The sequence below is a fragment of the Methanomicrobia archaeon genome, assembly GCA_011049045.1.
Taxonomy (GTDB): Archaea; Halobacteriota; Syntropharchaeia; order Alkanophagales; family Methanospirareceae; genus JACGMN01.
On record DSCO01000027.1, the window covers coordinates 21,459 to 46,583 of the forward strand.

26 protein-coding genes are annotated in these 25,125 nt (G+C 57.8%); 20 read left to right on the plus strand and 6 right to left on the minus strand.

Going from position 1 to position 25,125, the window contains the following annotated elements; translation table 11 throughout:
* The first annotated feature begins 9 nt into the window (after positions 1–9).
* From atwA (ENN68_02990) to ENN68_03010, 5 genes are all read left to right on the plus strand, one after another.
* Complete coding sequence (gene atwA, locus ENN68_02990) at positions 10–1,617, plus strand: methyl coenzyme M reductase system, component A2 (GenBank protein HDS45054.1); 1,608 nt, start codon at positions 10–12, stop codon at positions 1,615–1,617.
* A gap of 80 nt (positions 1,618–1,697) precedes the next feature.
* Positions 1,698–3,320 (plus strand): methyl coenzyme M reductase system, component A2, encoded by a 1,623-nt coding sequence (atwA, locus tag ENN68_02995; GenBank protein HDS45055.1) that lies wholly within the window; start codon positions 1,698–1,700, stop codon positions 3,318–3,320.
* A gap of 2 nt (positions 3,321–3,322) precedes the next feature.
* Positions 3,323–3,937: a methyl-coenzyme M reductase I operon protein C gene (gene mcrC, locus ENN68_03000; protein ID HDS45056.1), complete on the plus strand. Its 615-nt coding sequence runs from the start codon at positions 3,323–3,325 to the stop codon at positions 3,935–3,937.
* 63 nt (positions 3,938–4,000) lie between these two features.
* On the plus strand, positions 4,001–4,576 hold the full coding sequence (locus ENN68_03005) for a hypothetical protein (GenBank protein ID HDS45057.1): 576 nt from the start codon (positions 4,001–4,003) through the stop codon (positions 4,574–4,576).
* Positions 4,577–4,585: 9 nt separating this feature from the next.
* Positions 4,586–5,521 carry a class I SAM-dependent methyltransferase gene (locus tag ENN68_03010; protein HDS45058.1) on the plus strand — a complete coding sequence of 312 codons (936 nt, stop codon included), beginning with the start codon at positions 4,586–4,588 and terminating at the stop codon, positions 5,519–5,521.
* 23 nt (positions 5,522–5,544) lie between these two features.
* Here the strand turns inward: ENN68_03010 and ENN68_03015 are convergent, their stop codons facing one another.
* The gene (locus ENN68_03015) at positions 5,545–5,850 is read right to left on the minus strand and encodes a hypothetical protein (protein ID HDS45059.1); all 306 of its coding nucleotides are present in this window, start codon (positions 5,848–5,850) and stop codon (positions 5,545–5,547) included.
* Positions 5,851–5,872: 22 nt separating this feature from the next.
* On the minus strand, positions 5,873–6,106 hold the full coding sequence (locus ENN68_03020; protein HDS45060.1) for a hypothetical protein: 234 nt from the start codon (positions 6,104–6,106) through the stop codon (positions 5,873–5,875).
* 125 nt (positions 6,107–6,231) lie between these two features.
* Between ENN68_03020 and ENN68_03025 the strand changes: the two genes are divergently transcribed.
* The 6 genes from ENN68_03025 (at position 6,232) to ENN68_03050 (ending at position 12,513) form a co-directional block, all read left to right on the plus strand.
* Entirely contained in the window at positions 6,232–8,250 is a 2,019-nt protein-coding gene (locus tag ENN68_03025) for a hydantoinase/oxoprolinase family protein (GenBank protein HDS45061.1), read from the plus strand.
* A gap of 128 nt (positions 8,251–8,378) precedes the next feature.
* On the plus strand, positions 8,379–9,203 hold the full coding sequence (locus ENN68_03030) for an N-formylglutamate amidohydrolase (GenBank protein ID HDS45062.1): 825 nt from the start codon (positions 8,379–8,381) through the stop codon (positions 9,201–9,203).
* A 117-nt stretch (positions 9,204–9,320) separates the two neighbouring features.
* The gene (locus tag ENN68_03035) at positions 9,321–9,986 is read left to right on the plus strand and encodes an SAM-dependent methyltransferase (GenBank protein ID HDS45063.1); all 666 of its coding nucleotides are present in this window, start codon (positions 9,321–9,323) and stop codon (positions 9,984–9,986) included.
* A 12-nt stretch (positions 9,987–9,998) separates the two neighbouring features.
* Positions 9,999–11,564 carry a hydantoinase B/oxoprolinase family protein gene (locus ENN68_03040; GenBank protein ID HDS45064.1) on the plus strand — a complete coding sequence of 522 codons (1,566 nt, stop codon included), beginning with the start codon at positions 9,999–10,001 and terminating at the stop codon, positions 11,562–11,564.
* Positions 11,565–11,673: 109 nt separating this feature from the next.
* On the plus strand, positions 11,674–11,826 hold the full coding sequence (locus ENN68_03045; GenBank protein ID HDS45065.1) for a zinc ribbon domain-containing protein: 153 nt from the start codon (positions 11,674–11,676) through the stop codon (positions 11,824–11,826).
* Between the two features lie 96 nt (positions 11,827–11,922).
* Entirely contained in the window at positions 11,923–12,513 is a 591-nt protein-coding gene (locus tag ENN68_03050; GenBank protein HDS45066.1) for a DUF2284 domain-containing protein, read from the plus strand.
* A 60-nt stretch (positions 12,514–12,573) separates the two neighbouring features.
* Here ENN68_03050 and ENN68_03055 read toward each other — a convergent pair whose 3' ends face one another.
* Positions 12,574–13,803 (minus strand): YcaO-related McrA-glycine thioamidation protein, encoded by a 1,230-nt coding sequence (locus tag ENN68_03055; GenBank protein ID HDS45067.1) that lies wholly within the window; start codon positions 13,801–13,803, stop codon positions 12,574–12,576.
* Positions 13,804–13,869: 66 nt separating this feature from the next.
* Between ENN68_03055 and ENN68_03060 the strand changes: the two genes are divergently transcribed.
* Positions 13,870–14,988, plus strand: a complete 1,119-nt coding sequence (locus tag ENN68_03060; protein HDS45068.1) for a hypothetical protein — start codon at positions 13,870–13,872, stop codon at positions 14,986–14,988.
* Between the two features lie 46 nt (positions 14,989–15,034).
* Here the strand turns inward: ENN68_03060 and ENN68_03065 are convergent, their stop codons facing one another.
* Entirely contained in the window at positions 15,035–15,886 is an 852-nt protein-coding gene (locus ENN68_03065) for a rhodanese-like domain-containing protein (GenBank protein ID HDS45069.1), read from the minus strand.
* A gap of 111 nt (positions 15,887–15,997) precedes the next feature.
* On the opposite strand from ENN68_03065, the gene ENN68_03070 reads away from it, so the two are divergent.
* Together ENN68_03070 and ENN68_03075 are read left to right on the plus strand one after the other, a co-directional pair.
* Positions 15,998–17,260 (plus strand): radical SAM protein, encoded by a 1,263-nt coding sequence (locus ENN68_03070; GenBank protein HDS45070.1) that lies wholly within the window; start codon positions 15,998–16,000, stop codon positions 17,258–17,260.
* Positions 17,261–17,329: 69 nt separating this feature from the next.
* Complete coding sequence (locus ENN68_03075; protein HDS45071.1) at positions 17,330–18,793, plus strand: hypothetical protein; 1,464 nt, start codon at positions 17,330–17,332, stop codon at positions 18,791–18,793.
* An 80-nt stretch (positions 18,794–18,873) separates the two neighbouring features.
* Here the strand turns inward: ENN68_03075 and ENN68_03080 are convergent, their stop codons facing one another.
* Both ENN68_03080 and ENN68_03085 read right to left on the minus strand, forming a co-directional pair.
* A complete protein-coding gene (locus ENN68_03080; protein HDS45072.1) occupies positions 18,874–19,266 on the minus strand; it encodes a RidA family protein in 393 nt (130 codons plus the stop codon).
* Between the two features lie 176 nt (positions 19,267–19,442).
* Positions 19,443–19,805 carry a molybdenum cofactor biosynthesis protein MoaE gene (locus ENN68_03085; GenBank protein ID HDS45073.1) on the minus strand — a complete coding sequence of 121 codons (363 nt, stop codon included), beginning with the start codon at positions 19,803–19,805 and terminating at the stop codon, positions 19,443–19,445.
* A gap of 101 nt (positions 19,806–19,906) precedes the next feature.
* Between ENN68_03085 and ENN68_03090 the strand changes: the two genes are divergently transcribed.
* The 6 genes from ENN68_03090 to ENN68_03115 form a co-directional block, all read left to right on the plus strand.
* Complete coding sequence (locus ENN68_03090) at positions 19,907–20,980, plus strand: cysteine desulfurase (protein HDS45074.1); 1,074 nt, start codon at positions 19,907–19,909, stop codon at positions 20,978–20,980.
* A gap of 8 nt (positions 20,981–20,988) precedes the next feature.
* Entirely contained in the window at positions 20,989–21,750 is a 762-nt protein-coding gene (fdhD, locus tag ENN68_03095) for a formate dehydrogenase accessory sulfurtransferase FdhD (protein ID HDS45075.1), read from the plus strand.
* Between the two features lie 6 nt (positions 21,751–21,756).
* Entirely contained in the window at positions 21,757–22,314 is a 558-nt protein-coding gene (locus tag ENN68_03100; protein ID HDS45076.1) for a class I SAM-dependent methyltransferase, read from the plus strand.
* Between the two features lie 168 nt (positions 22,315–22,482).
* Positions 22,483–23,802 (plus strand): coenzyme-B sulfoethylthiotransferase subunit beta, encoded by a 1,320-nt coding sequence (mcrB, locus tag ENN68_03105; protein HDS45077.1) that lies wholly within the window; start codon positions 22,483–22,485, stop codon positions 23,800–23,802.
* A gap of 13 nt (positions 23,803–23,815) precedes the next feature.
* Positions 23,816–24,658: a coenzyme-B sulfoethylthiotransferase subunit gamma gene (gene mcrG, locus ENN68_03110; protein ID HDS45078.1), complete on the plus strand. Its 843-nt coding sequence runs from the start codon at positions 23,816–23,818 to the stop codon at positions 24,656–24,658.
* A 1-nt stretch (position 24,659) separates the two neighbouring features.
* A partial coding sequence (locus ENN68_03115; GenBank protein HDS45079.1) for a methyl-coenzyme M reductase subunit alpha occupies positions 24,660–25,125 on the plus strand: 466 nt, incomplete at its 3' end.

Genomic DNA, 25,125 nt, shown 5'->3' on the forward strand with positions numbered 1-25,125 from the left:
GGAAAAGAAATGGGCGATGAGAGTGAAGTTTTTATTAAAATAAACGGTGTGAGTAAGTCGTTTGAGGGTAAGACCGCGCTGAGTAATGTCAGTGTCGACATACGAGAGAAAGAGCCGCTGGGGCTGCTCGGGAGAAGTGGTTCGGGCAAATCAGTATTACTTCGTATGTTGCGGGGCAGCAAGGAATACGAACCTGACAGCGGTGAGATTATCTTCAGGATTGCTATCTGCCCTTCCTGTTCCTGGGTCGAAGGCCCGAGCTTCGTCGGTACGACCTGCAGCCGGTGCGGCGGCGTCTTCGAGTTCCAGGAAGTTAATTTCTGGCAGGATTATCAGATGCAGCGCCTGTTGAAATCTGCGATTGCGATCATGCTCCAGCGGAGCTTCGCACTCTACAGTGACGAGGGTGTCGTCTGGAACGTGCTCGAGGCCCTGGAGCGCGCGGGCTACCCGAAGAGCAAACGGCTGAAACGTGCCTACGAGATCCTGGAGTCTGTAAAGATGTTGCATCGTGCTAATATGCCCGCGACCCGCGATCTCAGCGGTGGTGAGAAGCAGCGCATGGTGCTTGCACGACAGATGGCGCTGCAGCCTATTCTCCTCCTGGCCGACGAGCCCACCGGGACACTCGATCATGAGACGGCACGCGTCGTGCACAAAGCCCTGCTCGAGAGCACGAAGGGTGGCACCACCTTTGTGGTTACCTCGCACTGGCCGTATGTGATCCGGGAATTGGCGAAGAAGACGCTCTGGCTCGATAAAGGCGAAATGGTCGAGTATGGCGATACCGCAAAGATCATCGACGACTTCGAGCGAGAAGTGGGTGCGATCGCGCGCGACGAGTACAAGAAATTCGGTGAGCCGAAGATACGCATCGAACATTTGAAGAAGTATTACCTCTCCGCGTCCCGTGGCGTTGTCAAGGGCGTGGACGACGTCTCGTTCATTATTTATGAGAATGAGATCTTCGGGGTGGTCGGGCATAGTGGTGCGGGCAAGACGAGCTTGATGCGGATCGTCAGTCATTTGGAGCCGAGCACCGCGGGCCATGCCTGGGTACGCATCGGTGAGCAGTGGTATGACGCCTCAAAAGCAGATCTCGGGACTTTCGTCAAGGACGGCGTGATCAGCGGCGGCACGACCGACTGGAAGCACTATTTCGTCGGCGTCTTGCATCAAGAATATACCCTCTATCCCAAATTGACGATCTGGGAGAATCTCACGCACGGCATAGGGCTGGAGATGCCTGACGATCTTGCAAAGATGAAGGTGCACTACATGCTCCAGGGCGTGGGCTTCACGGACGAAGAGATCGAGGAGATACTGCCCAAGACGCACCTTGAACTGAGCGTGGGTGAGAAGCAGCGAATACTTATCGCGCAATTGTTGATGAAGGAGCCGGAGATCGCGGTCCTCGACGAGCCAACCGGAACGATGGATCCGCATACGAAGAAGTACGTCGGCGAGACCATCCAGAAGGCGCGTGAGAATTTGGGGATCACCTTCGTGATCGTTACACACGATCTCGATTTTGCCGAGGCTGTGTGTGATCGGGTGGCATATATGAACCAGGGTAAACTGGAGAAGATAGAAGATCTGAGGCGCGCGGAGGAATAGCCGCGCCATTTCTCACCGTAGTGTCACTATAAATAACAACTCAAATACGGAACGAAAAAAAAAGAGAAAGGGCGAGGATCATGGGTAAAGAGGAACCGTTGGTCAGGATCAGGGGAGTAAGCAAGGAGTTCGAGGGCGTGAAAGCCCTGGATGACGTGAGTTTTGATATTTACGAGGGTGTGCCCATGGGCTTGCTGGGCAGAAGTGGCGCGGGTAAATCGACGCTGCTTCATATGCTGCGCGGCAGTGAAGAATACGCACCGACGTCGGGCGAGATCTTCTTCCGGGTCGCGATGTGCCCCTCCTGCGAGTGGGTAACGGCACCGAGCCAGGCTGGCCAGACCTGCACGAAATGCGGGGGGACCCTGGAATTACAGGAAGTGAACTACTGGCAGGACGCAGAAGCTCGGAAGAAGGTGAAGCGATCGGTGGCGATCATGCTCCAGCGCACGTTCGGGCTCTACGGCGACGACACCGTTATGTATAACGTCTTGCAGGCGCTGGAGAGCAGGCAATATCCGGCCGATAAGCGGTTCCGGCGTGCTTACGAGCTGCTCAAAGCGGTACGAATGATCCACCGGATCTCCTTTCCCGCAGCCAACCTCAGCGGTGGCGAGAAGCAGCGCGTCGTGCTCGCGCGGCAACTGGCACTCGATCCGATGTTGCTCCTGGCCGACGAGCCCACCGGAACACTGGACGTTGAAACCGCGAAGCTCGTGCACAAGGCACTGAAAGAGAGCACCGCAGAAGGTATGACCATGATCGTCACCTCGCACTGGCCGTACGTCGTTGAGGAACTGAGTGAGAAAGTCTTATGGCTCGATAATGGCAAAGTGGTGCAGTTTGGCGATGCGAAGGAAGTCGTGGCTGCATTCAAGAAGCAGGTGAGCGAGATCGAGCGCGAGGAGTACCAGAAGATCGGTGAGCCGAAGATTCAGATCGAGCACTGCAAGAAGTACTACTACTCCATCTGGCGCGGCATGGTCAAGGCGGTGGATGACGTTACGCTCACCATCTATGAGAACGAGATCATCGGGCTCCTGGGTAAGAGCGGCGCGGGTAAGACGAGCCTGTCCCGTATCATCTGCCAGATCGATCCGGTCACCGGCGGATCCGTTAAGATACGTGTCGGAGACCGGTGGATCGATGTGAGCAGAGTCGCAGAGACCGGTGTATGGATCGCATGGGGCGCGACGACCCCGGGCATGGGCGAGCAGGCGGCCGCGCGGGTCGCTATGTTACATCAGGAGTACTCCTTATACCCCGAACGGACCGTGTTAGAGAATCTCACCACCTGCATAGGCCTGCGGATTCCCGCTGAGCTCGCGCGCATGAAGGCGAAATTCATGCTCCAGAGTGTCGGCTTCAGTGAAGATAAGGCGGAGGAGATACTGCCGAAGACCCACACTGAGTTGAGCGTCGGTGAGCGGCAGCGGATCGCGCTCGCGCAGGTCATGATGAAGGAGCCGGCGATCGCGGTGCTCGATGAGCCGACGGGTACTATGGATCCGATAACGAAGAAATACGTGGCTGATTCCATTCGTGCAGCCCGTGAGAACCTCGGTATGACCTTTATTATTGTTACCCACGATACAGACTTCGCCTATGACGTCTGTGACCGCATCGCGCACATGGAGGCGGGCACAATCGTGAAGCTGGAAGATTTGCGGGCAACCATCAGTGAGAGCGAGGTAGCAGCTTAGCAATGGCGGTGGGAAGGGAGCAGCAAGTAGTAGCGTGTAGAAAAGGGCAGGGGCTCGGAATAGGCGGTGGTCTTGCGCAACGGGGGACCTTCGCCAGGGCCTGGAAAAACGATGTGATCGCCGTTGCGATGTCACCGGGATATCGACACGTGCCCAAACCGGTCTGCGAGATCACTACCGAATTGCGGAGCCGCGGTATCAACGTCGGTGAGCTGATCTTGAACGCCGGTGACGGCACACCAGCAGACGCGCCGCGGAGTGGCGGCCACGGAGTCGCTTTCGGCCTCGAGCCACGAGAGGTGGAGATCCTTAATAAGCCCAAGCTCATCATCCTGCATCACGGGAACGTGAAGGTGCATTTCATCTACAAGGTCCGGTTTATCTTGCGGAAGGTGAAGGTGCCAGCCATTGTGCTCTGTCAATCGCCCGTCTCTTTCGCGGATTTCGAAGAGATCGGGGTGAGCACGAAGTACAAAAAGGGCGAGACCGCGGGCAAGGTCATGGACATCGTGGATGGCATTGTTCGGCATGAGAGCGTGCCCCAGTCCAAGCTGGATGAGATTGTGAGCAAGGTAAAACGGGCGCTGCGCGAGCTCGCAGCAGAAGAGCACGAGTAAGTAGTACGTTACTCTCTAAAAACCGCTCGATTCGATTCGAAGCGAAGCGAAGCAGGTAAAGGGATGGAAGCCGAAATTGCACTGCTGTGGGATCGGGAAACGCCGTATGAGCAGTATCTTCGCGAGCACGGGTTCAGGTACAAACTGGTGCAGCCGCAACATCTCGCCGCACCGTTCTTCTCGTGGCGCTCGTTCCGATTAATGATCGTTCCGGCGGGCTTTGGGAACTCCTACTTCTCCGGGATGCTCGCGGCGCTCAGAGCCAACCGTGAGGCGATCACCGCCTTTGTCAGGGACGGGGGTACGCTGCTGGTCTCCGGTGCGCTCGCACACAGCACCGCCTATGACTGGCTGCCACTGCAGCTCGAGTACGTGCGCAAGGATATCCAAGCCCCCCTCGAGCGGAAGACGGATGATGCGGCTGCACAGCTCGTCGAGCAACCGGTCTGTTTCTGTGACGGCTATCTGGAGACGCTGGCCGATGACTGGGATGAGGTCTTAACGGTGGAATCCGATTCCGGTGCGTGCCCGGTGCTGGTTGTTGCCCGGTATGGCGCGGGAAAGATCGTGGTCTCCTCGATACACGAATATCCGTCCGAGCGGTTTCTCCAAGCGTGCCTAAGTTCAGAAGAGGGCTAACGAACGAACATGGAGCTCAATGAACTTCTGTTGCTCGACTCAGTTGTTCTGGTGGAAGAGAGCTATGCGGCCCAAAAGTGGCTCGAGCGGACTCGCACCTATCTGGGAAAGATCAAGCATAAAGACCTTGAGTCCGCCATACGTATTCGTGATACCGCAGGTGTGCTCATCGGTCTCGCACTCCGCGACCGCGAGCTGGGGTTCTGGATGATCTTCACCGACGTCCTTGCTGATCCAGGCCTGAGGGCTGAGTTTGAGGCACTGGCAGCAGGCATACCGGGTGCCGGGGAACGCGACGCGGTGGTCGATCGTGCGGCTTTTCATGAAGCCGTGATCGAATATTACTCACTCGGCCTGGTGAACCGGTTTTTTTGCGCGTGCGAGCTGAAGGCCCCGAGCTTCTATCCGCGTGATCGCGTGGAATCCCTGAAAGTGGTACTCACTGAGTTCTTTGAGGTGATGGGCATCGATGCGCCAGAGCGCACCCGGAGTCTCGAGATCGGTTGTGGCGACGGCGGCGCCACCCTAGCGCTCCATGAAGTGGGGCTATCGCCACTCACCATCGATATCGAGAAATGCGAGATCTGCAAGGGCCTGGAAGAGGGCGTGCTGGACCCGAAGAAGAGCATCGTCCTCGACTGCTCGCACCTCTCTGCATTCTTCGGACGGGAGTTCGAGCTGGTCTTCGGGTTTATGGTCGGTAAGCTCAATCCGTTCGATAACTTCATGTGGGAACGCGTCCTCAGAGAAGTCCCCAAAGTCGTGAAGACCAAAGGAAAGGTACTCTTTACCGTCTCGAGCAAAGAGGAGGCGGAACTCCTGGTAGAGCTCTTGCACCCGTTTTTCGACGCCTCCGTCAGGGAGAACAAAACAAGTAACGGCTACTTCGACCAGTGGCTCTATATGGCCGCCGTAAAAAGTGAATTTACTGAACTGAGGGTATGACGAAACGAAGCGAAGCACCCGATTCAGTATTTCTTCACCTTCTTCAAGAAACGCTCGCGGCGCATCTTGCGCCAATCTTCCAGGTTCGCGATCCATTCCTCATGCCGCTTGAGGATATATTCCTGTGCCGCGATCACGGTCTCGGGTGAATCCCCCCGTATGAGGATTCGGGGCACGAAATCCTTGATCGGCAGATCGGTTCGGACATCAAAGGCATCCTCCGGCGGCGCCTCCTGGTCAACCTCCAGTCCGAAACGCTCGGCCGCCTCGAATATAATGCCCGTAGTGATCCCGCGAGGGATCGGTAGTGCGTATTTCTTCTCTTCCATATCTTTTTTAGCTGCTCCTCACTCAGCCTGCGCCACAACCATCTTCTGTGGCGATATCAACGCTCTCTTCTAATTCTGCCAGATAACAGTCTGCGCAAAGTATTCTCCCCTGATACTCTATGTATTCGCCTTCAACAACCTCTTTGCCACAGATCGCGCAGACCCCTCGCTTGGGCTTCTGCTCGTCCGCTTTGCGCGCTTCACGTTCAATCCATCGTTCACGCCGCTCTTCGGGGGATTCCTGTTTCTGTCGCATGCCGTAGTTATAGCAAGAACAGCAAGGTATATAAATGAGCCAGCAATCGTGGCGTGGCGGTAGATCTCGGCCGTTTACGCCGTTTCTCGATTCTCAGGCAATGCACGCGGCGGCGTAACCCTCAAATGGTGCGAGGTTCTATCTGGGGATTGAATGCCATGCCCATCAGTACCGATATCGGGGGAACGTTCACGGATTTCGTGGTGCTCGAGGGTGGCAGGATGCGTACCTTTAAAGTGCCCTCCACGCCAGACCAGCCAGAACGCGCGATTGAGATCGGATTGGCGCGCTGCGCGCCTGCTACGGTGTTCTCGCACGGCACGACCCTGGCCACGAATGCGGTACTGGAACGCAAGGGCGCGAAGACCGGCCTGCTCACAACGAAGGGGTTTGCCGCTATTCTCACGATCGGGCGGCAGCAGCGTGCGGATCTGTATCGGCTCGATGCGAGACGGCCACCGCAGCTCGTCGCTCCGGATGCCTGCTTCGAGATCTCAGAGCGCGTTTCATCGCGTGGCGAGCTCCTCATAGCGCCCACTGAACTGGAGATTACGGCCGTTTCAGAACAGGTGCGCGCATGGGGACTGGAATCACTCGCCATCTGCTTCCTGTTCTCGTTCCTGAACCCGGTAAACGAGCGCAAGGTCCGTGATGCACTTATAGAAGAAGGCTTCTCTGTCTCCTGCTCATCCGAGGTCTTACCGGAGTTCCGTGAGTATGAGCGGATGTCCACAACGGTCATGGACGCGTACCTGAAACGAATCGTTGCACGCTATCTGGCCAGGATGGAGCAGCTTTTGAGGCAGAACGGCGTGAAGCAGTTTTATGTCATGCAATCCAACGGTGGTGTCGTTAAGGCGGCAGTGATGAAGCATAAGCCCGTGAACATGCTGCTCTCAGGCCCGGCGGGCGGGGTTGCGGCGGCACGCTACCTGTGCACACTCACGGGCCTGAAGAATCTCATAACCGTTGACATGGGCGGCACGAGTGCGGATGTCTCTGCCATCGTCAACGGATCAGTATCCTGGACGTCTGACGGTAGCATCAATGGTCTCCCGATAAAGCTCCCGATGGTTGATGTTGTCACGGTTGGCGCGGGCGGCGGGAGCATCGCATGGCTCGACGAAGGCGGTGCGTTACGCGTCGGCCCGGGGAGTGCGGGCGCTGTTCCCGGCCCCGTCTGCTACGATCTTGGCGGAGCCGACGTCACGGTCACCGACTGCGATCTCCTGTGCGGCTATCTCGATCCGTCATATTTCCTCGGCGGCGAGATGATCCTGGATGCGGAAAAGGCGAGGCGACGCGTGGAGCGCTTCGCAGACGAGATGGGACTCGCATACGAGGAGACGATCCTGGGCGTCGGGAAGATTGTGAACGCGAATATGATCAAGGCGTTGCGCGTGGTCTCGGTGGAGCGCGGGCTTGATACGCGCGAGTTCGCTCTGTGCGCGTTCGGTGGTGCGGGCCCTGTTCATGCGGTGGCACTGGCACGTGAATTAGGGCTGCCCACCGTAATCGTTCCCGTCGCCTCCGGAGTCTTCTCAGCCTACGGTATTCTCGTCTCTGACCTGCAACAGGATTACAGTCGCACCCATCCTCTGCGCCTGCATGCGGGAGATACAGAAGCGGATGCCGCGGTGCAGGCGACGCTGGACGAATTTGCCGTGGCCGCCGAGCACGAGCTTGCGGAACAGGGGATCGCCTTCACCGAGGCAACGCTGGTACCGTCAGTGGATATGCGGTACCTCGGCCAGAGCTACGAGCTCAACGTAGATTTCACGACTGTTGCGGACGCGCGGGCGCGTTTTCACCAGGAACATCAAAAGCGCTACGGCTACGCGATGCCCGCGGAGGCCGTTGAGCTGGTGACCATACGGTTGCGCGTGCTCGTTCCCCGCGCGAAACCGATACCCTCTCTGGTGCCGGCGGGCAAAGCAGCTAAACCAGAGGTATATAGAGCTGTTCTCTTCGAAGAGGGCTGGCAGAGAACGCCGATCTTCCGGCGCGCGGCGCTGCCCGCGCACGTTGAGCTCGAAGGCCCGGCGATTATAGCTGCAACGGACTCGACCACGGTCGTGCCGCCCGATAGTCAGTTCGGGGTGGACGGCTATGGAAATATCACTATTAGTGCCTCTCTTGATTAGAGCTACCTCACCACCTGTGGTTCTCTCTACCTATATGCTGGCACACGCTAAACGTTATATGATCTATCTCGTGTGCTCCGCACGGGACTGGCCGAGCACGGTGCGAAGCAGAAGGTCACAGCTGGTGGATGCAGATGCGCGCACGACTGCCTATCCTGATTTCAATTCCGCACGGCGGCGATGCTATCCCACCAGAGGTGCGTGACCGCGTGGCGCTTACGTCGCGCGATATCTTCTTCGACACTGACCCCTTCACCCGTCAGATCTATAATCTTCGCGAGCAGGTAACGGTGGTTATCGAGAACCCTATAGCACGCTCAATCGTTGACGTGAACCGCGCGCCCGATGACCGCCCACCAGCGAACCAGGACGGCGTCATCAAAACCCGAACGGCCCTGGGTAAACCGGTTTACAAACCGGGCAGGTTCCCTGACGCTGCACTGGTCAATGACTTGCTGGCACGCTATTACTACCCCTACCACAGGAACCTGGAGCGGCTCATGACTCAGCACGAGCTTCGCCTGGCGCTTGACTGCCACAGTATGCTCCCGGTTTCACCACCGACGAGCGATAATTCCGGCAGGCGCAGACCGCTTATCTGCGTGAGCAACCGCGGTGACGGTCAGGGCCGGCAAACAGCAACACAGGGGCCCCTCACCTGCCCGCGAGCATGGCTGCTGCAGCTCGCAGACGCGTTTCAGCAGGTTTTTGACGGTAACGGCGACGATAGGGTCGCGCTCAACACCCCCTTCCTCGGTGGCTACATCTCACAGACTCATGCCCGGAGCAGTGCTATCCCCTGGATACAGGTCGAGTTGAACCGGGACCTGTATCTCACCGAGCGCTATTTCGACCCGCAGACCCCTGAGATTTTCCTGCGACGACTTGAAGAGCTGCGGGGAATGGTAGTAACCGTGCTGGAGCGTTTCTTAACGGTGATCGAAATGCGGTAGCGTGACTGGTAAGCGTCGGGCTGATGCGCGGCGCGGTGGCTCAGTATACGCGAATCCAAAAGTTGTTTCGTATCTCTTACCAATCTCCTCTTTGGAGATGCATGAACGTACGATGCGATGCAGAAGATAGCGCCGTTTGAGGCGCATGCAGTACGCTACGATACCTGGTTCGAGCGTTACCCGTATGTGTACGAATCCGAGCTCCTGGCGGTGCAGAAACAGCTGGAGGAATGCAGAAAGGGGCTTGAAATCGGCGTGGGCACCGGGCGTTTCGCCGCACCACTGGGGATCCCGGTAGGCGTGGAGCCGTCCCGGGCAAGGGGGCAGCTCGCGCGACGGCGAGGACTTGAGCTCGTTATAGGTCTCGCAGAGGCGCTTCCCTTTCGCGATGCACAGTTCGATTGTGTACTCATGGTTACCGTTGTCTGTTTCCTCGAAGCGCTCGAGACAGCACTCCGAGAGGCCTATCGGGTTCTTCAACCTGGAGGACGGCTGGTCATTGGCCTTATTGATAAACAGAGCGCGCTGGGGCAGCAGTATCAGCAAAAGCGAAAGAAAAATCCGTATTTTCGGCTGGCAACTTTTTATTCCGTGGACGAGGTGGTGCTCCAGTTGAAAGCGGTGGGCTTTTCCGGTTTCCGGTTCTCCCAAACGATTTATCACCCCCTGGATGAGATACATGAGCGAGAGCCCGTACGTCCGGGCTACGGAGCCGGCGGCTTTGTCGTGATACGTGCGTGCGCGAAAATGAACGAAGGTCAAGCGAAGATATTCACGGACTGAAAGGGAATGACGATGAACCCCATACTGCTGGAGCTACTGAAGAATGCCTTTTCCGCCGTGCCTGAGGAGATGGGCGCGGTGCTGAAGCGCACGGCCTTCTCACCAAACATCAAAGAGCGAATGGACGCGTCCTGCGCGATCTTTGACGCGCAGGGAAGAATGCTGGCTCAGGCCGAGCATATCCCCGTTCATCTCGGTGCGATGCCGCTCACCGTTGCGTTTGCCATCACCGTGTTTCCAGCATTACAGGAAGGGGACCAGATCGTGGTGAATGACCCGTATCACGGTGGCTCGCACCTTCCTGATCTTACGGTGCTCAAGCCGGTCTTTTTTGCCGGGGCAATCGCCGGGTACGTGGTCAACCGGGCGCACCATGCGGACATCGGTGGCATCTCGCCCGGGTCAATGCCCGGGACGAGCACGGACATCTTCCAGGAGGGGCTTATCATACCGCCCTGCAGGCTGGTCGCCCGCGGCCAGGAGAATCGTGACGTATTCGCGCTCATCCGCTCGAATACACGCACGCCGACCGAACGTATTGGAGATATACGGGCGCAGATCGCGGCGAATAACCTCGGCGAGCGGCGCGTGGTCGAGCTTATCAGTAAATACAGTAGGGCTACGTATCAGGCGTTCACGGAACGTATTACGGCGTACAGCGAGCGGCGGATGCGGCACGCAATCATGGCGATGCCCAACGGGACCTTCATTGCAGAGGACGTCCTGGATGACGATGGGATTACCGGAGCGCCGGTAAAGCTTGTGGTGGCCGTGACCATCACCGATGACACGATCGCGATCGACTTTGAAGGCACCGATCGCCAGCGAGCCGGGAATATTAACGCACCATACGCAGTAACGCTCTCTGCAGTCTATTATGTCCTGCGCGCGGTGACCGATCCAGGAATTCCGCCGAATTATGGCTGCTATCTCCCGGTTACCGTCCATGTGCCCGTGGGAACGGTACTGAATCCTGTACACCCTGCAGCAGTGGCCAGCGGGAATGTCGAGACCGCGCAACGGATCGTGGACGTTCTTCTCCTCGCCCTCTATAAAGCGCTGCCCCATACAGTACCCGCGCAATCGCAGGGCACGATGAACAATGTGGCCATCGGCGGCCGGATCGGAGATTCTGGTGAATGCTTCAGCTATTACGAGACCATTGCTGGTGGTCAGGGTGCATTGCCCTACAAAGACGGCGAGGACGGGATCCACACCCACATGACCAACACGGCGAATACACCGATTGAGGCTTTAGAGCTCGCATATCCCTTGCGGATCGAGGCATACGAGCTCATACCGGGATCCGGCGGTGCAGGCAGGTTCTCCGGTGGTCGGGGTGTTCGACGGGCTCTACGGATACTGACCGATCACGCGACGCTCTCCATTCAATCAGATCGTCGAACCTATCCCCCCAAGGGCTTGGACGGCGGCGCGGATGGTAGAGCCGGGCAGAACTATCTCCTGCGAGACGGGAAGCGAATGGATCTCCCCGCAAAGGTAACCATGACGCTTGAGCGGGGTGATCTGGTGGTGATTGAGACGCCGGGCGGCGGTGGCTATGGCGCAGTTCCGTGAAGTCCGCTCACGGTGCAAAGCAAACAATCTCAAATCCCGTCCAGAACGTCAACCTTATATGCCCGCAGCGCCCTTGAGGCAAGTAACGGAAGAGGTGTGGGTGATCGCAATGTGTAGTGCAGGAGGCGGGGATTTCGACCTCGAGATTGAGCAGTTGCAGGTCGAGCGGTACAAGTGTAACGACTGCGGCAATAAGTTCGATGCACTGGGCGAGAAGGTCGTCTGCCCGTCGTGCATGTCCGAGAACGTTGAGAAGGCCTAAGGCAGGGTTTGGAGGCCTGAGCAGTAGCTGTATAATAAGAGCTAAAAGAAACGCTCAGCTTGAGTCAGGTCTCGGTCCACTACCGGGAGCGCGAAGATGAAGAAAGAGTTCGCTACCTTAATGGACGGGTTGACGGCCATACATGCCGATCTCAAACTCATTCCGACTGAGATCATTGCGGTCGCCGACTGGGTACGCTGGAAGTGCCAGTATGGGTGCAGGGCATACGGTAAACACCTGAGCTGCCCGCCGTATACGCCCTCGGTGGAGGAGACGCGCCGGCTGATCCAGTGCTACGAGCGCGCCCTCGTCGCGCGCTTCGAGGCGATACCGAACGAGACCGTGCCACCGCGCCGCATCCATCATTATCTCTGGGATGCGATTCGGATCGTGCACGACACGATGTTCGAATTGGAGCGGTATGCCTTTCTCTCCGGCTATTACCAGGCGTTTGCCATGGTTGCACTGCCCTGTACGTACTGTGAGGACTGCCTGCCGGAACGCGAAGGCCTTGAGCTGGATCAGGTACCAAAGCGATTCTGCACGCACCAGGGCAAGGTGCGGCCAGCGATGGAGGCCTGTGGGATCGACGTGATCACAACGGTGCGGGACGCTGGCTACGAGCTCGAGGTGCTCACCTCATCGGGCGAGAAAATCGTCCTCTTCGGGCTACTTTTAATCGACTGACTGACTGACAGCAAAGAATGCGTGCTCGTGTGACCGCGGGACGGCGTTACCTGGCAAAAGCTATGAAGATGCTGTAACGGACGAACGAGCCCTTCGCGCTGCCGCGCACCGCTCGCCGATACGATCGCCGTCGACACCGTATTGCTCCAGTCCCGGGACGATGACCCGCACCACCGGCACACCAATCGCCTCACGCGTCACGTTCACCACGATCACCCGTTCAAATCCCCGCTCGTTGAGCCGCGTCAACACGTGCTTGATGTCCTCGCGGAAATCGTTGGTGTCCAGCGATCGCGTCGCAGCGGCGGCAAAATCCTCATGCCGCACCATCTCGAACCAGTGCTGGTTCTGCTTGCGCATCCACTCGTAGCCCATCAGCCTGTTCATGGCCGTTGCGGGCGATCCGCTGCGCGCACCATGAATCTGCGTCAGTCTGCTCTGTGCCACCTCCGTGATCGCACGCTTGAGCGCCACGCTCGCATTCGTGTGCGTGCCCATCCCGATGGTGAGCAGTGTCGGGTCTTGTAAGTGCTCGTCGTCCGAGACTGCCGCGAAGGTCGGCACCCCGACGTCGCTCGTGATCTCGCGTATGAGCACGGAAACGGAAACATTCAGGAATTTATCCACGAGCGCACGTATCTCGCCATCCGGTACGCGCACCAGCGGGCCGGTATCCCGAGTGGCCTCTACCAGCGACCATGCATCACGCTCGATCACCTCCGCGAGCCCGTGAAAGATCGCTTCTTCCAGCTCATTACCGCCTGCCAGCCCGTTCGTATTCGTGCGGAACAGTCTGTTTCGGTCGTATGGTGGCGATAAGGGGTGAAAGACCGCATTGGCCGGCACGTAGATCGATTCATCCTGCAGCAGATCGTACCCTTCTACCCAGGGAATGCGTATGTGCTCGACGTCTCGCACATAACCGGGGAGAATCAAGTTGCTGGGGTTCAGCACATGCTCACGCTTCTCCAGGCGCGCATAGCTCTCCATTACCAGCTCGCGGTCCCCCACTTCCGCCGAGCAGCGCTCGACTGCTTCCATGATCGCGGAGACCTGAGCTTCTTCTGGTGTCGTTCCTTTACCGTTGTGGACGGTCACCGTGCCGCTCGCGGCACTCGGGCGGCGGCAGATAAAGACCGGTATCCCTATCCGATCAAGTCCGGTGATGTCGGTAACTTCAGTGACACCAGCGGCAGGCAACTTCGACTCCACGCGGCTCAAGGTCTCCGCAGGTGGCACGGCACGATGCGTACCCCGCTTGTATCGCTTGATGCAGGACTTAAGTTCCATGCTGCCTGATTAGGTACTAAGTCTACCAAGATATAAGTGAAAGGGCAGGGCCCGAACGATCCCACCATGAGACCGGCATATACGCTGCAGCGAACCACGGGCATAAAAGTAGCACGATTACCTCGCGTACTCGTTCAGGTGCTCGTTCTCCTTACCCTGCTGGGGATGTTCTCGGGCGCAGCGGCACAGGGCTCTGTTCCGGTCTTCTATTTCTACGGCGCGGATTGTGCGCACTGCACGGTGATAACACCGCAGATCGAAGAGCTTGAAGCGGTCTACCCTGAGCTTGAACTACACCAGCTTGAACTCTCACGTAATACGAGCAACAGCGCCCTCTTTAACCGGTTCATTCTGGCCTACACCCCATCCGCAGTGGACATACCTGCGGCATTCGTCGGTGAGACGGCCCTGATCGGGTACGAGTTAACGAAGGAGCGGCTTGCGGCTGAGATCGCGTACTGCATCGAGCACGAATGCCCGGACCCTCGTGCGGTGGCCGAGGGAACGGGCGATCAGGAGATGGATGAACGTTCTTTGCTCGTTCTGCTTGTCGGAACAGCGCTGGTCGAGGGCATCAACCCCTGCGGGTTCGCCGTCTTGCTCGTTCTGCTCGCCTCACTGCTCCAGGTAAAGTCAAAGCGCGGCGTACTGATCATCGGCCTCATCTTCATTGCCTCGGTCTTCATTACGCACGTGATTGTCGGGTTTGGGATCATGGAGTTCTACCTCGTCGCGGGCATCACGCCAGTCATACGTGCGGTCATAATCGCGATCGTCATTCTTGCCGGGCTCATCAACGTGCTCGATTTCTGGCGCAAACAGTCTACTCTGGCCATACCCACGTTCATCAAGCCCACCCTGGGCAACCTTGCGCGCTACGGCTCAATGCCCGCGGCGGTACTTTTAGGCGTTCTCTCAACGATCGCGGGACTGCCCTGCACCGGCCCCATCTACCTCGCCATGCTCGATCTGATGGCCGCAGTCCCCGCAAAGACGGTCCTGTACCTCATCATCTACAACCTCTGCTACGTGCTCCCACTCGTCATCATTCTGCTCATTGTCTATCGGGAGACGTCCGCGGAGGACGTTGACACGTGGCGAAAGGGCAAGCGGCGGTACATGAAACTCATCGGCGGGCTCTTGATGCTCGCCATCGGGGTCGCGATGCTCTTCGGGATTATATAGCGCGTATGCGGTCCGTTATTCGATGCAGCACCTACCTACCTAACGGTCAACGCCGACGCCAGGTCAGATACGCACCAGCCATCAAAGCCGCTATGACCAGTGCGAGCTCAAATCCGGGCGCCGCAGTCGGCGTCTCTTCTGCGGTCGTCACAACCGCATAGCCGCTCTCGTTCCAGGCCTGCAGACCGCCGATCACCGGGTATACCCGCTCGAATCCCAGCTCCATGAGCAGCTCGCTTGCGGCCGAGCTGTTGCTGCCGTCCGCGCTGTAGATCACGATCTTCTTGCTTGTATTCACTGTAGCAGCCGTCTGATTGCTCAGATTCGCGAGCGGCATGGAGCGTGCGCCTATGATATGTCCCGCGTCATACTCCTCAGCAGACCGCAGATCAACCACCACGATCTCAGCATCAGCGTTATCCGTCCAGCGCTTCACCTCCTCTACAGCGACGTTCACGGGGATCACGGTATTCGCCGTGGACGTGATCGCAATGCTGTGCGTGGCCGTGACCACCGTATCCCCGGAGCTGACTGCGGCGTCAATGAAATAGGTTCCCTGGCTTATACCCGCGCAACTCGAGCACGAGGGCAGCGTCTTCGTAAAGGTGATGCGGGTCTCACCTGCCGGGAGCGCAGTTTTGTTCGAATAAGAGACAAAGTTCACGCCTTTTGAGCTCTTCACACCCGTTACCTTGACTTCAACGGTGCTCAGGTTCGCCGGTGCGTATATCGTCAGGAGGATCTCCACCTCTTCACGTGCGGAATAGATGTCCTTGTCCGTGCTCAGCGCGAGGATTCGCAGGCTCTGCTCTTCTAACGCGCCGGTTTGCGCGCCACCACTGGCGAACGCCGCGAGCAGTACGAGCCCGATCATCACGACGGAAAACATGCGTATCATCAGCCAGTCCACCACTCTACTATTCGTATGGTGCTAATAATATAAAAAAAGAGCTAGCAGCCTGGTTTTTCGCAGCCTTTTATTACCCCACGGGCATATTCACAAATACGTATGCACACACGCGGCTTGCAGTATTTCACGCTCTCTGAAATCGCGCCCCGTGTCTGGTTCATGCTCCGTGGCTGCAATTTCCGCTGTCGGGGCTGCTTCAGGCCAGCACGTGACGAAGGTGGGACGCAGCTTACCGCTGAGGAGGCACTCGCGCGCATGGAGCGCGCATGTCTCGATTATTACGGCACGCTGCCCCGCGAGGCGATGATCACCGGCGGCGAGCCCACGCTCGATAAGGCGTATCTGGTGCAGCTCGTCCGCGGCTTGAAGACGCGCGGGTTCGCCAGGATCGTGCTGATGACCAACGGGTACGCCCTGGGTGAGGATGAGCGGTACGTGCCTGAATTGACCGAAGCGGGCTTGACCGAGGCACACGTGGATGTAAAGGCGTTCTCCGAGGAGCTGCACCAGTGGTACACCGGCAAATCGAGCAAACCCGTGCTCCAGGCGATCCAGCGGTTGAACGCGAGCGGTATTACGCTGATTGTGCAGACGGTTCTCATCCCCGGAATTGTGGATCTCGATGAGATCGAGCAGATCGCACGGTTCCTCGCCACGGTGAATAAGCATATCCCGTACCGCATCAATCCCTTTGCCCCGACCTTTGCGTTCGACCGCGTCTCACGCCGCCCCACGCTCGAGGAGATGGAGCGTGCGTATGACGTTGCCTCACGTTATCTCCCGAACGCGATCGTCAGTCGCAGTTGTTATCGCGAATACCCCACACCGCCGCCGCAAAAAACCTGGATCACCGTCTATCCAGACCTCACGGTGAAACGACGGAGCATGGAGGATCAGAAGGAAGATCGGCTGGCATGGTTGAGCGCCGATAAGTCGCGGGAGCAGTTGCTGGAGGATTGGCAGAAGATCGCATGGGATGCAGAGCTCAGACGCAGCCTGGTCGGCATCTCAGAGCATGCGTCGTCGCGGGCACGGCCGTTCAAGGAAACAAGTCCACAGAGTGGCGTGGTTACCGTGAAATTCACCAGCGCGCTTCACGCGATCACGAAGGCGAAGTCCACAGAACTGACCTGCAACGGCTCGCTGAGCGTCGAAACGGTGATAAACCGGCTGGCAGGTGCGTATGGTGAACAATTTAACGAAGCAGTGCTGACCGGTCGCGGTACCGATGGCCCGCTAACCCTCAAGCGATCCTTCTCGCTGTACCTCAATGGGCTTGAGATCGGGCAGTTGCAGGGGCTCCAGACCGAAGTTCGGGGCGGCGACGAGCTCATCATTCTCTCCTGGGTGAGTGGCGGGTGAGGATCTCCCAGGCTACCGGTATAGTATAGTATCATACATACCATAAGCACGAACAAAGAGGTAGAGAACATGCCCGTGTCGAATTCTGCTCACCGAACCTTTCGTGACGTTGATATGGTCGCACTGGCGCGTGAGTATGGCACACCCCTTTATGTACTCTCAGAATCGATCATCGAGGCGAATTACGAGCGCTATCGGGCAGCGCTCGCAGCAGTCTATGACGATTACCTCATTTGCTACGCGGTCAAGGCAAATACGACCTTCGCAATTATTAAACTGCTGGGCGAGCGCGGTGCAGGTGCCGATGTTGCCTCAGAGTACGAATTGCAGATCGCGCTCGACGCGGGCATTCCACCGGCAAAGATCCGCGCGAATGGTAACTGCAAGAGCGACCAGTACCTTACCGCCTGCATACAGCACGGGATCGTGATCAACGCTGATCCCGAGTCAGAGTTACCGGTTATCGATGCGCTCGCGCGTGAACTGGGTACCGAGGCGAAGGTCAATGTGCGGCTTGCAGGTTTTCCACTCGCTTCTATTACGGCGCCCGCGATAACGACCTCCAGTGCCTGGAGCAAGTTTGGCATTCCTCTTCACCGCGCACGGGCGGTATTTCAGCAGGTGGCAACCCTCAAGCAGCTCGTGCCCAACGGCCTGATGGTGCATCTGGGGTCCCAGATTACGGACATCAGTGCTTACCAGCGGGTCTGCGAAACGCTCGTAGTGCTCGCCCGTGAAGCGAACGCGCTCGGTTTTGCCGTCAACGAGCTCAATCTCGGCGGCGGCTGCGGGATCTCGTACCTCACGAAAGACCACTGGGCTGCCCTGAAGTGCGCTATCGCCGATCCCGAAACGGCCATTACCTGGGCGAACGAGCAGCTCGGGTATAATTGTGCGGGCAATTGGGTCTCTGAAGAGCTGTACTGCCCGTTCACACCCGATCGCTTCATTCACCAGCTCTTCTCTGATCGCCTCACTGGCGGAAAGACCTTCAAGGAGCATCTGGAAGAGCTCGGCTCGCCTCGCGTGGTCATCGAGCCCGGGCGGAGTATCGTTGGCAACGCTCAGGTGACCGTGGTTCAGGTCGGCCACGTGGGCACCACGCCGGCAGGGCACAACATCGTCTACGTCAACGCGGGCGTCAATCTCCATTCGCAGAACCTCATTGTACCCGAGCACCTGCATCAGGTGGAGCTCGCCGGCTCTATCTCAGAAGCGAGCGAGCGGTTTGAGACCTTTATTGCCGGTAATCTCTGCTTCACCGGCGATCTGCTCTCTCAGATCAAATATCCGCTGCAGGGCAGACCGAAACGGGGTGATTATCTGATTATCCATGATACCGGTGCCTATGCCGATTTCTTCGCGGCGACCACGAACTCCTTCCCACGACCCGCCAAAGTGCTGGTCTCGAACTCCGGTGAGGCGAGATTGGTGGTGCAGCGTGAAGATGTACACGGCGTCTTCCAGCGTGATCTCGATTGGCGCGCTCACAACAACGATCGGTTCGGGTACCAACGCCCGGTTGAGCGGTGAAGCAGCAATCGTTCCGGATTGGATGCTCTCCACCTCGGAGTACCCACGTAGTAGCTAACGCGGTTAATCCCACCCGTTACTTACACCAGCTTAGCGGCGATCAACGCGATCTCCACGCCCACGTCCTTCGGCAGCCGCGAGACCTCAACCGCGCAGCGCGCCGGCGGTCGCTCCCGGAAAAACTCTGCGTAAACCTGATTGATCTCCGTAAAGTGCTCTATATCGGCCATGAAGACCGTGACGCTCACCACATCGCGGTACTCCATACCCGCTGCCCGAAGCACTGCCCCGAGGTTATCGAGCACGCGCCGGGTCTGCGCCTCGATGGTGCCGCGCACAAGCTCGCCCGTTCCGGGATCAAGCGGTATCTGACCGGAGCAAAAGAGCAGGTTGCCTACTTTGATACCCTGGCTGTACGGCCCGACCGCCTGAGGTGCTTCGCGCGTCGTGATCACTTCCTTCTCATACGCCATTTCATACATCACCCCTTTCCGGTTAACCCGATTCGATAGTGCTTGGGTACCCTAAGGGCCAGACAGAGAGATACACTCGCCGCTACTCTCGCGGCTGGTCATGGTCAGAATCGTCACTAATCTGATCTTTACTCGGAGCTCCTGTGCCGGTGTCCAGCCTCAGATGCCTGCGCACGTTAGAACTCTGTCTTTACGAACGGCTCGTCCGCTTTTATCGCATCGATCAGGTATTCACAGGCTCGAAAGGCCGCTTTGCGATGCTGAGCACCCACCAGAATGAGCAGGAGGTTCTCGCCTACCCGGTATGATCCTGCACGCCGGTGCGCGATTTCCACCGCATCGATCTCAAATCGTTTGAGAGCATCCTGCTTCATAAGCTCCAGTTTATCCGCGGCAGCGCGTTCATCGCCCTCGACGCGCATTCCCCTCACACCTTTGTCGCCACGCACCATGCCCAGGAACATAACGATCGCACCCATTTCAGGCCGTTTCAGGTCCCGTACTAGCTCATCGATTGCGAACTCCTCGTTGACAATCATTCTTCTTCACTCAGCCACCGTAACGGCGCAAACGATAGCGCCTTTTACTTCCTTTTTCCTTCTTCTAGAATATAAAATCATTCTCACGGAAGGCAATCGCTATGAACGAGCGAATACGAGCGGATTTCCCCATAACTTCCGAGGGCATCTACCTCGACAGCGCAGCCACAAGCCTTACGCCCGAGCCGGTAGTAGAAGCGGTCTCGCGGTATTATCGCGCGTATACTGCGAATGTGGGACGAGGTGTATACCGCCTGGCGCAGATTGCCACCCCGCGCTATCAGGACGCTCATCGTAAAGTCGCCCACTTTCTTGGCGCGACCGTCATCTTCACGAAGAACGCCACGGAGGCCATTCATATGGTCGCCTGCGGGTTGCACTGGCAGCGCGGTGACGAAGTGGTAACAACACTGCTGGAGCACCATTCGAATTACCTACCCTGGCTGCGATTGAAGGATAAGGGCGTTCGCGTGAGGATCGTGAAACCCACGACGGACGGGCGCTTCGAGCTCGCGGAGTTCGAGCAGGCCATTACCGGAAAGACGAAACTGGTCGCGGTCTCGCAGGTCTCAAACGTCCTGGGAACCATCGTGCCGGTAAAAGAGCTTGCCGCTCTGTGTGCAGAGAAGCGAACGGAGACCGGGCCACTGGTGCTCGTCGATGGCGCGCAATCAGCACCGCACCTCCCCCTCTTCGGCGGTGGCATGATCGAAACGGTTTCTCACGATGCGTATACGCTGGCGAGCGGCTACGAGCGATTTGAGGCTGGTACCCCGCATATCGCCGGTGGGATCGGGCTTGGCAGGCCTGTGGATTACCTCACCACCGTGGGTATGGAACAGCTCTGCAGGTACGAAGCGCGATTGACCCAGCGGCTCCTTGTGGGCCTGGAAAGCATCGAGCAGGTACGGCTGTACGGACCTTCTGATCTCCGTGATCGGATCGGGGTTGTCTCCTTTACGGTCGACGGCGTCCACCCCCACGAGCTCGCCCGGATGCTCGACGAAGCTGCGACTATCATGGTGCGTTCAGGTCACCACTGCTGCATGCCGTTGATGAACTATCTGGGCCGCAGGAACGGAACGGTACGCGCGTCACTGTATCTCTACACTACGGAGGCTGAGATTGATGCGCTGCTGGGGGCTGTGGAAGCTATACCGAGGGCGGTGTGGTAGTGATGACGATGCTGAAAGAGGTCAACTGCTTGAAGTTCCGTGAAGGCGAGTTCGTAGAGACGAAGCACGAGGTAGCAGAGGAAGTTCCGCTCGCCATCTCCGTGAACGGCTCGCATTTGGTGACCGCGATGCTCAGCCCTGAGCTGCAGCGTGAGTTCGTGATCGGGCATCTCTTCACCGAAGGGATTATTAAAGGGCTCGCAGAGCTTGAATCCGTCCAGATCGAGGGCCATCATGCGAGCGCGCTCGTGGCGCATTTCCTGCCCGGTGTCTCGGGTAAGAAATTCATTGTGAGCGGCTGCGGCGGTGGCACATCGTTCCTGGACGAGTCAAAATTGCCACCGATCACCTCCCGCCTGAACGTTGATCATGACTCGGTACGTGCCGCGGTCAAAGCGACCCTGACCTCACGAGTGCACCAGATCACGGGCGGTGTGCATCTTGTCGGGCTGTTCGTAGCCGAGGCGCATGAAGCACAACCCATCTGTATAGCAGAGGATATCGGTCGTCACAACGCATTCGACAAGGTCATTGGCCACGGCTTGCTCACGGACGTGCCGTTTGAGCACGCCTTCGTTGCCTGCAGTGGACGGATATCGTCCGAGCTGGTCTTGAAGTGCGCACGAGCGAACATCTCGCTCATCGCCTCTCGCGGCGCCACGACCAGTCTTGCTATAACACTCGCAGAGAAGACCGGGTTGTGTATTACCGGGTTCGTGCGTGGCGAGACCATGAACGTTTATACACATGCTGAGCGTATACGCCATTGAGGTAACATGGCTTATGTGTCGGACCTGTTGGAGAATGAGATCGAGCTGGTTACCGAACTGACGCGAAGGCTGCGAGCGGAAGCTGCACGGATCGCGCCAGGCGTGCCGCTGAAGATCCTCGACCTCGGCTGCGGTACCGGCAAGCTCAGTCATTATCTGCATAAGGAAACCGGCTGTGCGGTGATTGGTATCGATCCGGAGGAGAAGAGCGTGGCAAAGGCGCGGCAAAAGGCCCCCGAGCTCGCTTTTCTCGTGCAGTCGGCTGAGATGCTTCTCTTTCCCGATGCTGATTTCGATGGCATCGTCTCACTCAAAGCGGTACACGAAATCCCGCATCCGCAGCAGGCGTTGCATGAAGCCTACCGCGTTTTGCGGCATGGTGGTTTGATCTTCATCATCGATTGGGTTGGTGGCGTGCCCCAGACGAGCAGTCACGGGCATGCAAAGCTCTATCTCTCGCCCAAACAGCTCCAGTCGGCACTAACAGCGGCGGGCTTCGTGGCAATCTCGCTCACGCTTAATACGGTCGGCACCTTGATGCTGGCAGAAGCGCGAAAACGGTAAGTGGGGGTGGCATCGGGTAACACAAACCACCGAATATGTGCTACACTCTTCCCGTGCGCAACATCTCATTTTTGATTTGCCTCGCGAAAGCGAAAAGCTTTTATAGTGCCTTCGTGCTACCTTAGACTTACCCTATGTGGGTAGTAAAAGTGGGAGGATAAAGAAGTTATGGCTAAGGTAGAGGATAAGATAGACCTTTTCGACGACAAAGGAAACAAACTAGCAGGCAATGTGCCACTTTGGGCGATCAGTCCCCTCAAGAACCCGGGGATCAAGACGATCGTTAACCTGGCGATGCGAACCGGCGCGGTTGACCTGGCGAAGCTGGAAAAGAACCTGGCAACCGGGCAGATCGCAGGCAAGGGCATGGTCATCCGCGGTGTTGAGCGGAACTTCCCCATCGTTGACAAAGCGAGCGAGATCGCTAAGGAAGTCGAGGATATGCTCCGCGTTGAGGAAGGCGATGACACGTCGGTCGAGCTGATGGCAGGCGGCAAGCGTATGTTGACCCGCACGCCAACAGCACGGATCCTGTGTGACTACTCCGCTGGTCTTACGTCTGCCCTGGGCGCGTTGACGCATGCGATCATTGACGTCTGTGACGTCAGCATGTGGGATGCGCCGTACGTGCATGGAGCCGTGTGGGGTATGTACCCCCAGGATCCTGACGCATCAGAAGGCGCGGTCAAGATGCTGGTCGATGTGCCGATCAAGAACGAAGGTCCGGGATTCGCACTGCGAAACATCCCCGTGAACCACCTCGCGGCTACGGTCAGAAAGCGAGCACTGCAGGGTGCCGCGTTGACCATGATCCTGGAGGAGGCTGCGCAGTGGGAGATGGGTAATGCAATGGGCCCCTTCGAGCGTGGGCATCTCCTTGATCTTGCGTACGAGGGACTGAATGCGAACAACATGCTGCACGACCTGATCAAGGACAACGGCAAGGACGGAACCATCGGTAGCGTGGTAATGAGCGTCGTAGACAAGGCGAAAGCAGATGGCGTGCTCGTAGAGAAGAAGAAGATGGGATCCGGGTACGTGGTGTACCAGTCCAACGACCCGCAGATGTGGAATGCGTATGCGTCCGCAGGCTTGCTTGCGGCAGTTTGTGTGAACTGCGCTGCGATTCGTGCAGGCCAGCCCGTGCCGGGTAACATCATGTACTACAACGTGCTCCTGGAGAAGGAGACCGGCATGCCGGGCGTTGACGGCGGAATGGCACAGGCCGCATCGGTATCGAGCTCGTTCTTCTCGCACTCGATCTACGGCGGTGGCGGTCCGGGTGTATTCTACGGCAACCACATCGTGACACGGCACGCGAAGGGCCAGTTCATACCCTGCTTCTGTGCTGCGATGTGCGTGGACGCGGACACGATGTACTTCATCCCCGCGAGAACATCCGCGCTGTACGGCGAGGTGCTGGGAGCGGTACCGGAATTCGCAGAGCCGATGAAAGCAGTGGCAGACGGCGCAAAGAAGATAATGTAAGGAGGAACAAAAAATGGCACAATTTTGGCCTGGAGCAAGCCATGTTGCGGAAAACCGCAGGAAGTACATGGACCCCAGCTACACCTATCAGAAGTTGAGGGACATTCCTGAGGAAGACGTCGTACGATTACTCGCGCACCGTGCACCTGGTGAGGAGTACAAGAGCATTCACCCGCCGTTGGAGGAGATGGAAGAGCCGGATTGCGCGGTTCGTGATATGGTCGAGCCGACCGAAGGCGCAAAGGCTGGCGATCGAATCAGATACGTGCAATTCACCGACTCGATGATGTTCGCACCGATCACGCCGTATCAGCGCGCAGTTGCCGCGTTGTGCAGATACCGTGGTGTCGATCCCGGTGTCCTGTCCGGCCGTGTGATTATCGAGGCTCGTGAGCGAGACGTTGAGAAGATCGCGAAGGAGCTGATCGATTCCGAGCTGTACGATACAGCGAGAACCGGCCTGAGAGGCAGGACTGTTCACGGACACGCGGTTCGACTGGACGAGCGGGGCATGATGTTCGATGCACTGCGCCGCTGGGCGATCGATGAGAAGACCGGCGACGTCATCTACGTGAAGGACATGATCGGCGGTGCAATGGACAAGGAAGTCGTGCTGGGCAAGCCACTTCCGGAGGATGAGCTCCGCAAGCGAACCACGATGTACCGGAACGCCCAGGGCGGGCTCTGGCATGATGTTGATGACCCAGAGTCGATGGACGTGCAGTCAGAGGTACACTGGAAGCGAACCGTGTACGGGTTCCAGTCCTGGAAGAACATCGAAGACGTGAAAGGCGGAAAGAAGGGCATTGGGGTTAAGAACCTCAAAATGTTCGTACCAAGAGGAGGTGTAGAGTAAAATGCCATATGGAGATATTCAGCATAACTTCCTGAAGGCAATGTCGGACAAGTTCGCGGAGAAGCCAGAGAGCACATCGACGAAGTTCTACGTCTATGGCGGCTACACACAGGATAAGCGAAAGACCGAGTTCGTCGAGGAAGGCAAGAAACTGGCGATGCAGCGTGTTTCGCGAACGCCCGGGTACAATCCGGATGTCGGTATGCCCCAGGGACAGCGATACCTTATGCCCTACATGCTGAACCACACGGACATCATGGTGAACATGGATGACCTGCACTGGATCAACAACGCCGCAATGCAACAGTGCTGGGACGACATGAAGCGTGGAATTGTGTTAGGATTGGATGACGCGCACGGGCTGCTGGAGGCACGCCTGGGCAAGGAGGTCACTCCGGACACGATCAGCCACTATATGGAAGTGCTGAACCACGCGCTGCCCGGTGGTGCGGTCATTCAGGAGCACA